Consider the following 13,983-nt stretch of genomic DNA (forward strand, 5'->3'; position numbering starts at 1 on the left):
GACGCGGTGGCCGCCAAGCTGGAGGCCCGCGAGGGAACCTCCGGCATCGCCGAGAAGGCGTCACGGCCGAAGAGCTGAGGCGCCCCGCCTTGCGCCGGCCGGGTCACACGGGCTAACTCAAAACCATGCCCCAACGAGCGACGATCATCGCGCCCTCGATCCTGTCGGCCGACTTCGCCAAGCTGGGCGAGGAAGGCGAGGCGGTGCAGGCGGCCGGCGCGGACTGGCTGCACGTGGACGTCATGGACGGTCACTTCGTGCCCAACATCACCATCGGCCCGGAGGTGGTGAAGGCGATTAAGCCGCATGTGACGATCCCCGTGGACGTCCACCTGATGATCTCGCCGGTCGATCCCTATCTGGAGGCGTTCCGGGACGCGGGCGCCGACCATTTGCTGATCCACCCGGAGGCCGGGCCGCACCTCAACCGCAGCCTGCGGCACATCCGCAAGCTGGGAGCCAAGGCGGGCGTGGTGTTCAACCCCTCGACCGACCCCTCGGTGATCCGCTGGATGATGGACGACGTCGACCAGGTGCTGGTGATGTCGATCAATCCTGGCTTCGGCGGCCAGACATTCATGCCCTCGCAGCTCGCCAAGATCTCGGCGCTCCGGGCGATGATCGACGAGACCGGCCGCGACATCCCGCTGGAGGTGGACGGCGGGGTGACGCCGGAGACGGCGAAGCTGTGCGTCGAGGCCGGCGCCACGGCGCTGGTGGCGGGCACGGCGGTGTTCCGGGGCGGCCCCATGGCCTACGCCGCCAACATCGCCGCCCTGCGCGGCGCCTGACGGGCGGGGGCGCGCCGATGCCCGCGTCGGCCCTGTCCAGCATCCTCGACCGGCTTTCGATCGGCTATCCGCTCTACGCCGCCCTGGCCGGCGCGCTGAAGCGGCCGGGCGTCGAGTGGCGCGCCTCGGCCCTGAACCTGGCCCTGCTGGACCGGCCCGAGCCCGAGGGCCTGGCCGCCCATCCGCGCGACCTTCGCCCACCGGACCCGGAGGCGGGGCGGCGCATCCTGGCGGGCGGCTTCGTCCTGGGCGGCGAGACCCTGACCATGGGACCGCGCGGCGACCCCTGGGACCGGCCGAGCCCCAACCGCCGCTTCGCCGCCGCCCTGCACGGTTTCGGCTGGCTGAAGGACCTGACGGTCCATGGCGAGCCCGGCGCCTGGGAGGCGCTGCGCCTGACGCTGGGCTGGCGCCGGCTGTTCGGCGACTGGAACCGCTTCGCCTGGGACGGGCCGATCCTGGAGCGCCGGGTGTACAACCTGGCCTGCGCGGCAAGCGCGCTCAGCGGCCCGGCGTCCGACGCCGAGGCCGACCAGATCGCATCCGACCTGGCCCGCCAGGCGCGCTACCTGCTGGCCCTGAACGACGGCCCGCTGCGGGCGGCGGAGCGGGCGGTGGTCGCTGCGATCGCCGGGGCGACGCTCGGCGGCGCGGCGGGCGAGGGGCTGCTGGACCGGGCGCTCCGGCGGCTGCCGGGCCGGCTGGCCGCGACGGTGCGCCCCGACGGGAGCCACGCGAGCCGCAGCCCGCAGGCGGCGCTGGAGCTGTTCTTCGACCTGCAGGTCCTGGACGACGCCCTGGCCCAGCTGGGCGTGGCCGCGCCCTGGGAGATGATGCAGGCGCTCGAGCGGCTGGCCGGTGCGCTCAGGGTCTTCACCCTGGCCGATGGGCGGCTGGCCGCCTTCCAGGGCGGCGAGAGCCTGGAGCCGGCCTATGTCGCCGCGGCGCGCGCCCAGGATGGCGCGGCGGACCGCGAGGCGCCCAACACCTGCGGCGGCTATCACCGGCTGGAGGGCCGCGCGCTGCAGATCGTGGCCGACGCCGGCGCGCCCGCGCCGGGCGCCTGGAGCCTCGCCGCCTGTGGCCAACCGCTGGCGCTGGAGATCCTGGCCGGCGGCAAGCGGCTGGTGGTGGGCGCGGGCTGGTCGCCGACCGGCGCCGGGCCGGCGGCGCTGCGCCTGGCCGAGGCCGCCTCCTGCGCCTGCCTGGGCGAGGCGGCCTGCGGGACGCCGCTGCAGGGGTTTCCGGCCCAGGTGCTGGGCCCGCGCCTGCGCGACGCCTATGCGGTGACCGAGGTCAGCCGCCAGGTGGAACGCGACGCCCAGTGGCTGGAGGCGGCCCAGGACGGCTGGGTCTACCGCTTCGGCCTGATCCACCGGCGCAAGCTCTACCTCAGCGAAGACATCGACGAGGTGCGGGGCGAGGACGCGCTGATCCCGCTGCGCCAGCGCGGCGGCGCCGAGGGCCGCCGGTTCATCCCCTTCGTGGTCCGCTTCCACCTGGCGCCGCAGGTCAGCGCCCTGATCGCCCGCGACAAGAAGAGCGTGCTGATCAAGGCCGAGGGCGACGACGCCGGCTGGTGGCTGCGAAACGACGCCGCCGACGTCAGCCTGGAGCCCTCGATCTGCCAGGAGGACGGCCAGCTGCGCCACGGCCAGCAGATCGTGCTGCGCGGCCAGGCCCGCCTCGACGCCGGCGCCAAGCTGCGCTGGAAGCTGTCGCCGGCTCACGATCGCGTGGAGAGCCGCATCGTCGAGGGCGCGGCGGTTGACGAGCCGGAAGGCGCGGCCTAAGCCCCAGCCATTCCGCGTGACTGGCGATTTTCAAGGTGGGCGACCACCGGGGAGCGCGGAACCATATCTTCGCCGCGCGCCTGGGCATGTCTCTTTCAATCCGAGAGGAGAATGCCATGCCTGCCGCTCCCGATTTTCCCCCGTCACCCGACCGCGCGCCGCTGAAGCGCGCCCTGATCTCAGTCTCCGACAAGACCGGCCTGATCGAAGCCGCCAAAACGCTGGTGGCCCTAGGGGTGGAACTGGTCTCCACCGGCGGCACGCGCAAGGCGATCGCCGACGCCGGCCTGGCGGTGAAGGACATCTCCGAACTCACCGGCTTCCCGGAGATGATGGACGGCCGGGTGAAGACCCTGCACCCCATCGTCCACGGCGGCCTTCTGGGCGTGCGCGATGCGCCCGAGCACGCCAAGGCCATGGCCGAGCACGGCATCGGCGGCATCGACCTCGTCTATGTGAACCTCTACCCGTTCGAAGCCACCGTGGCCGCCCTGACCACCTCAACGGGCGCCGACTACGCCACGGCGGTGGAGAACATCGACATCGGCGGCCCGGCGATGATCCGCTCGGCGGCCAAGAACCACGGCTACGTCTGCGTCTGCACCGAGATCGCCGACCTGCGCGCGGTGCTGGACGAAGCCCAGGCGAACGGCGGGACCACGAGCCTTTCGTTGCGCAAGTCGCTGGCGGCGCGGGCCTATGCGCGCACGGCGGCCTATGACAGCGCCATCTCGACCTGGTTCGCACAGGCGCTGGGCGAGGAATGGCCGCAGCGCAAGAGCTTCGCCGGCGAGCTGGTCCAGACCATGCGCTATGGCGAGAACCCGCACCAGGCCGCGGCCTTCTACCGCTTCCCGAACCCGCGCACCGGCGTGGCCACCGCCAGGCTCTGGCAGGGCAAGGAACTCAGCTACAACAACATCAACGACACCGACGCGGCCTTCGAGCTGATCGCCGAGTTCGACCCCGCGGCCGGGCCGGCCTGCGCGATCATCAAGCACGCCAACCCCTGCGGCGTGGCGACCGGCAAGAGCGTGCTGGAGGCCTATGAGCGGGCGCTGGCCTGCGACCCGGTGAGCGCCTTCGGCGGCATCATCGCCTTCAACCACAGGCTGGATGCGAAGACGACCGAGGAGATCCTCAAGCTGCTGACCGAGGTGGTGATCGCGCCCGGCGTCGACGAGGACGCGCTGGAGCTCTTCAAGAAAAAGAAGAATGTGCGCCTGCTCACCACCGACGGCCTGCCCGATCCGCTGGCCAAGGGGCTGACTTTCAAGTCGGTGGCCGGCGGCTTCCTGGTCCAGGGCCGCGACGACGCGCGGATGACGCCCGCCGACCTGAAGGTGGTCACCAAGCGCTCGCCCACCGAGACGGAGGTGCGCGACATGCTGTTCGCCTTCACCATCGCCAAGCACGTGAAATCGAATGCCATCGTCTATGCGCGGGCCGGCCAGACCCTGGGTGTCGGCGCGGGGCAGATGAACCGCAAGGATAGCGCCCGGATCGCCGCCCTGCGCGCCGCCGATTTCGGCCTGGACCTGACAGGCTCCGCCTGCGCGTCGGAAGCCTTCTTCCCGTTCCCCGACGGGCTGATCCAGGCGGCCGACGCCGGCTGCACCGCGGTGATCCAGCCGGGCGGGTCCATCGGCGACAAGGCGGTGATCGAGGCGGCCGACGAACGCGGCGTGGCCATGGTGTTCACCGGGGTGCGGGTGTTCCGCCACTAGGCTGGTCGTAGGGCGTGTAGCCTTCCCATTTCCAGGGCAGGGCGACGTCGCCCATCAGGGCCTCGACCAGCGGCTTGAAGATCGCCTCGGCGCGGTCGGTGTTGGACATCACCAGGATGCAGGAGCGGCGCTGTTGGATGCAGAGCGCATAGTTCTGCGTCCCGTCGTCGTGCCCCTCCTTGAAGAAGGCGTGGCCGAAGGGGCTCTGGTAGACGCCCCAGCCCACCCCATAGCCCAGGCGGATGGCGTAGTTCTCGTCGGTGGTCTCCTCGGTCAGGCTCGGGAACTCCGTGGCGCTGTCGATGAACACCCGCGGCCGGATCATCTCGCGCAGGCCTTCGGGGCCCGTGGGCTCGCCGCGCACCACGGCGGCCAGGAAGCGGGACCAGTCGCGCGGCGTGGTGTCCATGGAGCCGGCGGCGCGCACGCTGGCGCGGCGCTGGTGGGGCTGGACCGAGCCGTCGGCCAGGAAGCTGTCGGCGACGTTGTCGGCGAAGTCGTCGCGCCAGGTCAGGCCCGTGCGGCTCATCTCGTAGCGGTCGAAGATGCGGCGCTGCAGCTCGGCGGCCACGTCGATCTTCAGTCCCTCCTCCAGCACGAACTGGGCGAGGTTGATCCCCTCGCCCGAGTAGCCGAAGCGGCGGCCGGGATCGCGGTGGAAGCGCAACTTCCCGTCCGGCTCGAGGCCGCGGTAGTTGGCGATGCCCGAGGTGTGGTCGAGCAGGATGCGAAGGGTGAGCTTACGCCAGCGCGGGTCGCCCTTGAGGTCGGCGTACTTCGGATAGTCTGGCAGCGGCTTGGGCAGATAGGTCGCGATCGGCCGGTCGAGGTTGACCTTGCCATCGGCGACCAGCTGCATGACCAGCACCCCGAAGGTCGCCTTGGTGAGCGAGGCTGCGTACATCACCGTGTCCGGGGTCAGGGGATCGCCCCGGGCGTCGCGGGCGCCGAAGCCGCGTAGATAGGCCACCCGGCCGTCGCGGATCAGCGCCACGGCCAGGCCCCGGACCTGGCCGGCCTGCATCAGGGCGCGGACCTTGCGGTCGGCGCCGGCCGGGGTGAACGCCTTGCCGTCGAGGGTGCGCAGCGACTGCGCCGCAGCCGGCGCGGCCGTGGCTGCGAGGGCCACAGCCAGCGCGATGCTGGCGATGGCGGCGCGCCTCACCGTTTGCGCTTGGCGCCGTCCGCCGCCAGCTCGCGCAGGGCGGCGTTGGCGATGGTCAGCTTGGCGAAGGTCCAGGACGCGCCGGCGGCCTCGATCTCGTCGATCGTGCGGCGCGCCACGCTCACCTTGTCGGTCCTGAGCGCCGACCAGGCCGAGGCCGCGTCGCGGGCGTGGTCGGCGGTCTCGCCGGCCTGGGAGCCGCCGGCGAAGGCCATGATGGTGCGGGTGAGATCGGTCTGCTGGGTGAGCAGATCCTCGATCAGGCGGCGAAGCGCCATCCGCTCGAAGGTGTCGCCCACCGCATAGGCTCCCGCCGCCTGGCGCACCCGGTCGAAGCAGAAGCTCTCGCCCACCGCGTGGTAGAGCCGTGCGACATTGGCCAGCGGCCAGCTGGAGGCGTCGGCCAGGTCGACCAGGTCGCCGGCGATGGTCATCGGCTGCAGGACGGCCACGGCGCGGGCCTTGTCGGCGGGCGCGCCGGCCTCGGTGAGCTGGCGGATCCGGGCGTCCACCTGCGCCTGTTCGATCGGCGACAGGATGGCCGGCATCAGTTTCAGCAGGCCTTGGAAGCTCGGCCCATAGGCCTTGACCAGGGCGTCCACGTCGAGCTTGTCGCGCGCGGCGCGGCGGGTCAGCCAGAAGGTCGATCCGCGCAGGGCCGCGGCGATCCGCCGGAACAGCGCCATCTGGCCGCCGGCCGGAATCCTGCCGTCCAGGGCCGCGACGGCGTCCCACAGCGCGGGCACGCCAAGCACCGCCTTGGCCGCCTCATAGCCCGCCGTGAAGGCGCGCGCGTCGGCGCCGGCCGCCGGCATCAGGCGCGCCGGGAAGCTGGGCCCACAACGGTTGATGATGTCGTTGGCGACCACGGTGGCGATGATGTCGCGGCGCAGGCGGTGGCGGCGCATGGGCTCGGCCCACTTGCGCATGGGCTTGGGGAAGTAGTGCTCCAGGAGCCGCTCGAAGAACGGGTCGTCCGGCGCCTCGCTGGCGACGATTTCGCGCTTCAGCTCCAGCTTGCCGTAAGCCAGCAGCACCGCCAGCTCCGGCCGCGTCAGCGGCTTGCCGGCGGCCAGGCGCTCGGCCATGCCGGGGCCGTCGGGCAGGCCCTCGACGTTGACGTCCAGCCGCCCGGCCTGGACCAGCTCGCCCATGAACTGGGCGTAGGGCGCCATTTCGCCCAGCGCGTCCATCTCCATCAGCGAGAGCGCCAGGGTCTGGTCGTAGTTGTGCGCCAGCACGTGGCTAGCCACGTCGTCGGTCATCGACTGCAGCAGCGCGTCGCGCTTCTTGCGGGTGAGCTCGCCGGTGCGCTCCAGCATGCCGGTGAGGATCTTGATGTTGACCTCGTGATCAGACGTGTCGACGCCTGCCGAATTGTCGATGGCGTCGGTGTCGATGTGCCCACCCGCCATGGCGAACTCGATGCGGCCGGCTTGTGTCAGCCCCAGGTTCGCGCCTTCGCCCACGACCTTCACGCGAAGGTCCACGCCGTTGACGCGCACCGCGTCATTGGCCTTGTCGCCCACGTCGGCGTTGGCTTGGCCCTGCGCCTTCACATAGGTGCCGATGCCGCCCAGGTAGAGCAGTTCGGCGGGCGCCTTCAGGATGGCGTTGATCAGCTCGGTGGGCGCCATGGTGTCGGCCCTGACTCCCAGCATGGCCTTCACCTGGCCCGAGAGCGGGATGGACTTCAGGCTCCGCGAAAAGATGCCGCCGCCCTTGGAGATCAGCTTCTTGTCGTAGTCCTGCCAGGACGAGGTCGGCAGGTCGAACATCCGCTTGCGCTCGGTCCAGGTCTTGGCCGGGTCCGGATCGGGGTCGAGGAAGATGTCGCGGTGGTCGAAGGCGGCCAGCAGCCTGGTCTGCTTGGACAGCAGCATGCCGTTGCCGAACACGTCGCCCGACATGTCGCCGCAGCCGACGACGGTGAAGGGCTCGGCCTGAATGTCCTTGCCGAGCTCGCGGAAGTGGCGCTTCACGGCCTCCCACGCGCCGCGGGCAGTGATGCCCATGACCTTGTGGTCGTAACCGGCCGAGCCCCCGGAGGCGAAGGCGTCGCCCAGCCAGAAGCCGTAGTCTTCGGCCACGCCGTTGGCGATGTCGGAGAAGGTGGCCGTGCCCTTGTCGGCGGCCACCACCAGGTAGGGGTCGTCGCCGTCGAAGGCGATGACTTGAGTGGGCCGGATCACCTTGCCGTCGGGCGCCAGGTTGTCGGTGATGTCCAGCAGGCCGTAGAGGAAGGTCTTGTAGGCGCTGATGCCCTCGGCCTGGACCTCGGCGCGGGTCCCGCCCTTGGGCAGCTGCTTCGGATAGAAGCCGCCCTTGGAGCCGACGGGCACGATCACCGCGTTCTTCACCTGCTGGGCCTTCACCAGCCCCAGCACCTCGGTGCGGAAGTCGTCGCGCCGGTCGCTCCAGCGCAGGCCGCCGCGCGCCACCGGGCCGAAGCGCAGGTGGACGCCCTCGACGCCCACGCCCCAGACGAAGATCTCGCGGTAGGGCTTGGGCAGCGGCAGGTCGGCGAGTTCGCCCGAAGCCACCTTGAAGGAGATGTAGGGCTTGGGTCCGCCATCTTCGGCCGGCTGGTAGAAGTTGGTCCGCTGGGCCGCCTGGACCAGCAACGCCAACCGCCGCAGCACGCGGTCCTCATCGAGGCTTTCGACGTCCTGCAGGGCGTCCACGATCTCGCCCATCAGCGCCCCGGCGCGCGTGCGCCGGGCGTCCAGGCTTTCGCCCGACGCCGGATCGAACTTGGCGCGGAACAGGTCGAGGATCAGCCCGGTCACCGCCGGGTGGGCGGCCAGGGTTTCCTCCTGCACGCGCTGGCTGGGATCCAGCCCCGACTGCTGGCGATGGCGGCAGAGCGCGCGCATCAGGGCCGCGTCCCGCCAGGGCAGCGACAGCTCCATCACCAGGCGGTTGAAGCCGTCGTTCTCGGTGCGGCCGGTCCAGACGGCGACCACGGCGTCCTCGAAGGCGGCCTTCAGGTCGGCGAACACCAGGTTCGCGCCGCGCGGGTCCTCGATCTCGAAGTCGTGCACCCAGATGGCCGGCTGGCGCGGGCGGCAGACCGGGAAGCCGGCCTCGGCGATGGCCTTCAGCCCCATGTTGTCTAGGATCGGCAGCACGTCGGCCAGTGGCGCGGGCAGGCCGCGGCGGTAGAGCTTGAAGCGGAACTGCACGGCGTTGTCGGCCGGGCTGCGATAGGCGCGCACGCACACCGGCTGGTCGTCGGCCATGGCGTCGATCACGGCCAGGTCGGCCAGGGCCTCCTCCGGCGCGAAGCGGTCGCGGTAGCCGGCCGGGAAGGCCTCGCGGTAGCGGCCGAGCGTCTCGGTCACCTCGGTGGAGGTGCGGCCTGACCCGCGCACGACGGATTCGAAGCGGTCCTCCCAGGTGCGGGCGGCCTCGGCGATGGCGCTCTCTAGGCCGCGCAGATCGGGGTTCTCGTGCTCGCCCGGCGAGAAGCCGATGATGTAGTGCACCCGCGCCAGGGGCGCGTCGGAGAAGCTGGGGTAGGAGGCCGAGACCCGCCCGCGATAGGCGCTGGCCAGGATCTTGCCGGCCCGGTCCGCCAGCTCGGAATCGTACTGGTCGCGCGGCAGGAACAGCAGCAGCGAGGCGAAGCGGTCGAAGGGATCGCGGCGCTCGAACAGCCGCACGCGGGGCCGATCGTTCAGGTGCAGGATGCCCAGCGCCACGCGCAACAGGTCATCCTCGGTCATCTGGAAGAGCTCGTCGCGCGGGTGGTTCTCGACGATGGTCTTCAGGCGCTTTTCGTTGTGGCTGCCGGGCGCCATGTCGGCGCGCTTGAGGACATTGGCGACCTTCTCGCGGATCAGCGGCACTAGATGCGCCGGCTGGTCGTAGGCCTCGGCGGTGAACAGGCCCACGAAGCGGACCTCGCCCACCGGGCGGTCCTGGGCGTCGTAGCGTTTGATCCCCACGTAATCCATGTAGCCGCGCCGGTGGACCCTGGAGCGGACGTTGGACTTGGCGACGGTCAGCGCCGGGTCGGTGAGCAGCCGGTCCTTGACCTTGCCAAGCAGGATCGCCGGCTCGTTGGCGCGGCGCAGGACGGTGCGCGAGGGGTCGCGCAACACGCCCAGGCCGTCGGTGGCTTGGTAGAGCGGCTCCTCGGCGGCGTAGTCGCCGTTCTTCAGCCGCGGATATTCGTAGACCCGGGCGCCCAGGAAGACGAACTCCTCGGCCTGCAGCCAGCTCAGGAAGGCGATGTCCTCGCTGGAGGCGCGGGTCGGGTGCAGCTGCAGCTCGGCCAGGGTCCTGCCCATCAGCTCAAGCATCGATGGGAAGTCGTCCACGGCGGCGCGGACGTCCTTTAGGGTCTCGGCGAGGCCGGCGACCAGGGCGTGCTCGCGGTCGGCGCCGACCGAATCCAGGATCACCTGGATCATCGACTCGCGATGCGGGACACCGCTTCCGCCGCGCATGCCGGTGCGGTCGCGTTGCACCTCGACGATGGGATGGAAGAGCGCGCGGACCGAAAGCCCCTGGTCGGCGATCTCGCCCATGATCGAGTCGACCAGGAAGGGCGCGTCGTCCTGCACGATCTCCAGCCGATCGAGGCGGGTCTCCTGGCCGATGGCGCGCACGATGCGGATCATCGGCGCGCGGCCGCGGCGGCGTTCGCCGAAGCGCCAGAAGTCGGCCAGGTTGGCGGCGAGCCCCGCGGTGGAGAGTTCGGGCAGTTCCTCAGGCGCGGCGTCGGCGGCGGCCTGGGCGGCGAAGGCCTTGGCGTCCTTCAGGGCCGGGTCGCCTTTCAGCGCGCCCATGATGGCCTTGGTGAGGGTCCCGTTGACGATGACGGCGTTCATCGCGCGCCCCCCAGGTCGAAGGCGGCCGACAGGTCGCAGGAGGCCGATACGAGGACGGCGCCGGAGGAGAGTGTCCGGCGCCGTTTGGTTCCGCCGTGGGGGGGCGGCGGAACGCTCGCTGCTCGCTGGGTCCGCAGGCTTGGGGGGTTGCGGGTCCAGTCACCGGAGCGCTTCGCCCCGGGGCCCACCATAGATAGGAACCGATTTCGCAAGTTGAAGACCCTTTGACTTAGGCGTTCGTATCAAGCGCTCTTGGCGACGGCGCGCCGGGCCGAGGACGCGGGGCCTTTGGAAGGCGGCGGGTCGGCGACGTCGGGCGGTTCGTTCGGCATCTTGTTCTTAAGCTGTTGCGGATCGCCGTTGGCCGAAAGGATCACGGCGATCCACCGGCTTCCGTCGAACTGCGCCAGGATGACCATGGCCATGACGGTCAGCGGCGTCGAAAGAAAGGCGCCGGTGACGCCCCAGATGGCGCTCCAGAAGGCCAGCGAGACCAGCACCACCACCGGGTCGATGTTGAGGCTGCGCCCCTGCATCCGCGGGTAGACCACATTGCCGATGATCACCCCGATCGCCTGGAGGGCGGCGAGCAGCACGACCGCGCGGGCGTAGCCGTCGAACTGCACCAGGGCGAACAGCGGCGGGGCGCAGCCGGCGAAGACGCCGCCGGCCACCGGGATATAGACCGCCAGGAAGATCAGCAGCGCCCAGAGCAGGCTGTCGTGCAGCCCGACGGCGGCCATGGCGGCCCAGCTCAGGCCCGCCACCATCAGGCCGGTGATCGTCTGGACGAACAGGTAGCGCTCCACCCCGTCGCGGATGCGCAGGAAGGTGACCACCGCGTCCTGCCGCTCCTCGCGGTTGTGGAACAGGCCGATGGCCTTGCGGTCCCAGCCCGAGCGCGAGGCCAGGATCAGGCCCAGGTAGACCAGGACGAACAGCGAGGTCGAGGCGAAGTCCTGCACCGCGCGAGCGGCCAGGCCCAGGTAGGTGGTGGGGTCGAGGCCCTTGATCAGGTCCAGCGCCGTCGGCGGGTTCTTCACCCCGGCCATGACGGCGATGTGGGCGATGATGGCGTCCAGCTTGGGCGCATAGTTCAGGAGCTGGCTGACGAAGGAGGTGGCGTTGATCGCCACGAAGAAGGCGGTGCCGCCGAACAGCAGGATGGACAGCACCAGCGCCAGCGGCAGGGCGGCGCGCTTGGGCAAGGCCGTCAGGCGCTGGTTCAGGACGCGGGCGAAGCCGTCGACCATCACCGCCAGGAACAGGGCCAGCGCGAGCGGCGTGAGGATCGGCGCCAGCCAGTAGAGCGTCGCCCCGCTGGCGAGCACCGCCAGCACGACCAGGGCGTTGCGGGCGATGGCGGACTCGCGGATTGGGGCTGGCGCGGTGGGCATCGAGCTTTGGCGTTTGGGCCTTTCGGGCGATCCCTACCCCGCTTCGAGCGCGAAGGGGAGGCGGTTTGCCCGATTTCGCGCAGCTCGCGCGCGGTTCAACCTTCGCCGAGCGTCTTGTCGAGGATGGCTTCCAAGAGTTCAGCCTCGCTCAGCGGCTCGGTCATGAAGCCCTTCAGCCGGCCGCCCTGCACCAGGGTGATGAAGCCGTGCAGGGTCGCCCAGCCGGTGATCGTGCGGCGCTTGACGCTCGCCAGGTCGGCTTGCGGATCGGCGGCGGTGACCGCGTGGTAGAGCCCTTCCCAGGCCTCGCGCGCCGCGGAAAGCAGGCTGGTCGGCGCGTCGGCCGCGTCCACCAGGTCGCTGGCGAACATCATCCGGAACAGCCCCGGCCGGCCGAAGGCCAGGGTCAGGTAGGCCTTGGCGGTTTCGCGCAGCGCCGCTTGCGGATCGGGTGCGTCGGCCTGGGCGCGCTGGTAGGCCTTGGCCAGCTCGGCGAAACCCAGGGCCGCCACCTCGTCCAGCAGGGCGCGGCGGTCCAGAAAGTGGCGGTAGGGCGCGGCGGTCGAGACGCCCAGCGACTGGGCGAGGTCGCGTAGGGAAACCGCCTCCGGCCCGCCCGCCTCGACGGCCGCCGCCGCCGCCGCGATCAGGGCCGCCCGCAAGTCGCCGTGATGATAGCCGCGCTGGGTCGCCATGATCTTATGTTGACACAGCTAACATCGAGTCGCAATGTTAGCGACGCTTACAACAAAAGGGAGCGACCATGATGAAGGCCCTGACCGCATTCGTGGCGGTGACGGTTCTGACCCAGGCGACGCCGGCCGGGGCGAGCGTCGGCTTCGAGACCGCCAGCGCGCCCGTTCCCGGAGACAAGCCGCTGGCGGTGACCATCTGGTATCCGGCCGCCGCGCCGGAGCGACCCACCCCCCTCGGCCTCTACACCCAGTCCGTGGCGACGGGCGCGCCGGTCGTCGGCCACGGCCACCCGCTGATCGTCATTTCCCATGGCACGGGCGGGTCCAACGCCGACCACTACGACACCGCCCGCGCCCTGGCGGCGGCCGGCTTCATCGTGGCCGCGCCGACCCATACCGGCGACACCGTGGGCGATCGCAGCCGTTCGCTCCGCATCACCGAGCGCCCGGCGCAGCTGTCGCGGGTGATCGACTACATGACCCACGACTGGCGCGGCCGCGACGCGGTGGATGCGGGCAAGGTCGGCGCCTTCGGTTTCTCGTCCGGCGGCTTCACGGTGCTGGGCGCGATCGGCGGCGAGCCGGACATGGCGCTGGCGGTCCGGCACTGCGCCGAGCACCCGCACTTCTTCGACTGCGCCCTGCAGCGCCAGTTCGGCGCCGCGTCCCAGACATCCAACCCGACGCCGCCGGCGCCGGTCGAGCACGACCCGCGCATCAAGGCCGCCGTGGCGGCGGCTCCGGCTCTGGGCTTCACCTTCGCCCCGGGCGGCCTGGCCAAGGTGACGGTCCCGGTGCAGCTGTGGCGCGCGGAATGGGACACGGTCCTGCCGCAGCCCTACTACGCCCAGGTGGTCCATGATCTGCTGCCGAAGGCGGAGTACCATGTGGTCCCCGCCGCCGATCATTTCGACTTCATGGCGCCGTGCAGCGCCGCGCTCGCCAAGGCGGTCCCGATGATCTGCGCCGACAACATCGATCGCGCGGCCTTCCACAAGACCTTCAACGCCGCCGTGGTGCGGTTCTTCGAGAAGACGCTGCGGTAGAGGCTACCGCGGCGCCATGCGGATCGCGCCGTCGAGGCGGACGTCCTCGCCGTTGAAGTAGCCGTTGGTGATCATGGTCAGCGCGAGTTGGGCGTATTCCGGCGCGTCGCCGAGGCGCTTGGGGAACGGCACGGAGGCGGCCAGCGCGTCCTTCACCTGCGGCGGGGCGAACTGCATGAGCGGCGTGTTGAAGATGCCGGGCAGGATGGTGTTCACCCGGATTCCGTCGCCGGCCAGGTCGCGGGCGATGGGCAGGGTCATGCCGACGATGCCGCCCTTGGAGGCGGAATAGGCCGCCTGGCCCATCTGGCCGTCCTCGGCGGCGACCGAGGCGGTGTTGACGATGGCCCCGCGCTCGCCGTCGACCGGCTCCAGGTCAAGCATGCCCTTCGCCGACTTGGCGATGCAGCGGAAGGTGCCGACCAGGTTGATCTGGATGATCAGGTTGAAGGCGTCGAGCGGGAAGTGCTTGGTCTCGCCGGTCTGCTTGTCGCGGCTGGCGGTCTTGGCGGCGTTGCCGGTGCCGGCGCA

Annotated in this window: 9 protein-coding genes, 1 pseudogene and 1 riboswitch; of the genes and pseudogenes, 5 read left to right on the top strand and 5 right to left on the bottom strand. The window is 70.8% G+C overall.

The genetic code is table 11. From position 1 onward, the window contains the following. From VGL85_RS21185 to purH, 4 genes and pseudogenes are all read left to right on the top strand, one after another. Positions 1-78 (top strand): annotated as a pseudogene (locus VGL85_RS21185) (phosphoribosyl-ATP pyrophosphatase); the annotation flags it as partial. A gap of 47 nt (positions 79-125) precedes the next feature. Beyond that, positions 126-791 (top strand): ribulose-phosphate 3-epimerase, encoded by a 666-nt coding sequence (gene rpe / locus VGL85_RS21190; RefSeq protein WP_331591025.1) that lies wholly within the window; start codon positions 126-128, stop codon positions 789-791. Between the two features lie 17 nt (positions 792-808). Then, positions 809-2,584, top strand: coding sequence for a heparinase II/III family protein (locus VGL85_RS21195; RefSeq protein WP_331591026.1), 1,776 nt, complete (start codon positions 809-811; stop codon positions 2,582-2,584). A gap of 6 nt (positions 2,585-2,590) precedes the next feature. After that, positions 2,591-2,677: riboswitch (ZMP/ZTP riboswitch) on the top strand. Positions 2,678-2,700: 23 nt separating this feature from the next. Next, on the top strand, positions 2,701-4,311 hold the full coding sequence (gene purH, locus VGL85_RS21200) for a bifunctional phosphoribosylaminoimidazolecarboxamide formyltransferase/IMP cyclohydrolase (protein ID WP_331591027.1): 1,611 nt from the start codon (positions 2,701-2,703) through the stop codon (positions 4,309-4,311). Here purH and VGL85_RS21205 read toward each other — a convergent pair. The 4 genes from VGL85_RS21205 to VGL85_RS21220 form a co-directional block, all read right to left on the bottom strand. Next, complete coding sequence (locus VGL85_RS21205; RefSeq protein ID WP_331591029.1) at positions 4,283-5,476, bottom strand: serine hydrolase domain-containing protein; 1,194 nt, start codon at positions 5,474-5,476, stop codon at positions 4,283-4,285. The genes purH and VGL85_RS21205 overlap by 29 nt on opposite strands. Beyond that, positions 5,473-10,314 (bottom strand): NAD-glutamate dehydrogenase, encoded by a 4,842-nt coding sequence (locus VGL85_RS21210; RefSeq protein ID WP_331591030.1) that lies wholly within the window; start codon positions 10,312-10,314, stop codon positions 5,473-5,475. Before VGL85_RS21210 ends, VGL85_RS21205 begins: the two co-directional genes overlap by 4 nt. A 242-nt stretch (positions 10,315-10,556) precedes the next feature. Beyond that, complete coding sequence (locus tag VGL85_RS21215) at positions 10,557-11,711, bottom strand: AI-2E family transporter (protein ID WP_331591031.1); 1,155 nt, start codon at positions 11,709-11,711, stop codon at positions 10,557-10,559. Positions 11,712-11,806: 95 nt separating this feature from the next. Next, on the bottom strand, positions 11,807-12,406 hold the full coding sequence (locus VGL85_RS21220; RefSeq protein ID WP_331591032.1) for a TetR/AcrR family transcriptional regulator: 600 nt from the start codon (positions 12,404-12,406) through the stop codon (positions 11,807-11,809). Between the two features lie 68 nt (positions 12,407-12,474). Between VGL85_RS21220 and VGL85_RS21225 the strand changes: the two genes are divergently transcribed. Then, complete coding sequence (locus tag VGL85_RS21225) at positions 12,475-13,452, top strand: dienelactone hydrolase (RefSeq protein WP_331591033.1); 978 nt, start codon at positions 12,475-12,477, stop codon at positions 13,450-13,452. A gap of 3 nt (positions 13,453-13,455) precedes the next feature. Here the strand turns inward: VGL85_RS21225 and VGL85_RS21230 are convergent. Beyond that, positions 13,456-13,983, bottom strand: a 528-nt coding sequence (locus tag VGL85_RS21230) for an SDR family NAD(P)-dependent oxidoreductase (RefSeq protein WP_331591034.1), incomplete at its 5' end; no start/stop codon positions are given.

Origin of the sequence: Phenylobacterium sp. (assembly GCF_036501465.1) — a bacterium.
GTDB lineage: Bacteria > Pseudomonadota > Alphaproteobacteria > Caulobacterales > Caulobacteraceae > Phenylobacterium.

Coding starts and splice junctions, on each gene's coding strand:
- VGL85_RS21195 (WP_331591026.1), top strand. CDS start 809: ATGCCCGCGTCGGCCCTGTCCAGCATCCTCGACCGGCTTTCGATCGGC.
- purH (WP_331591027.1), top strand. CDS start 2,701: ATGCCTGCCGCTCCCGATTTTCCCCCGTCACCCGACCGCGCGCCGCTG.
- VGL85_RS21215 (WP_331591031.1), bottom strand. CDS start 11,711: ATGCCCACCGCGCCAGCCCCAATCCGCGAGTCCGCCATCGCCCGCAAC.
- VGL85_RS21220 (WP_331591032.1), bottom strand. CDS start 12,406: ATGGCGACCCAGCGCGGCTATCATCACGGCGACTTGCGGGCGGCCCTG.
- VGL85_RS21210 (WP_331591030.1), bottom strand. CDS start 10,314: ATGAACGCCGTCATCGTCAACGGGACCCTCACCAAGGCCATCATGGGC.
- VGL85_RS21225 (WP_331591033.1), top strand. CDS start 12,475: ATGATGAAGGCCCTGACCGCATTCGTGGCGGTGACGGTTCTGACCCAG.
- rpe (WP_331591025.1), top strand. CDS start 126: ATGCCCCAACGAGCGACGATCATCGCGCCCTCGATCCTGTCGGCCGAC.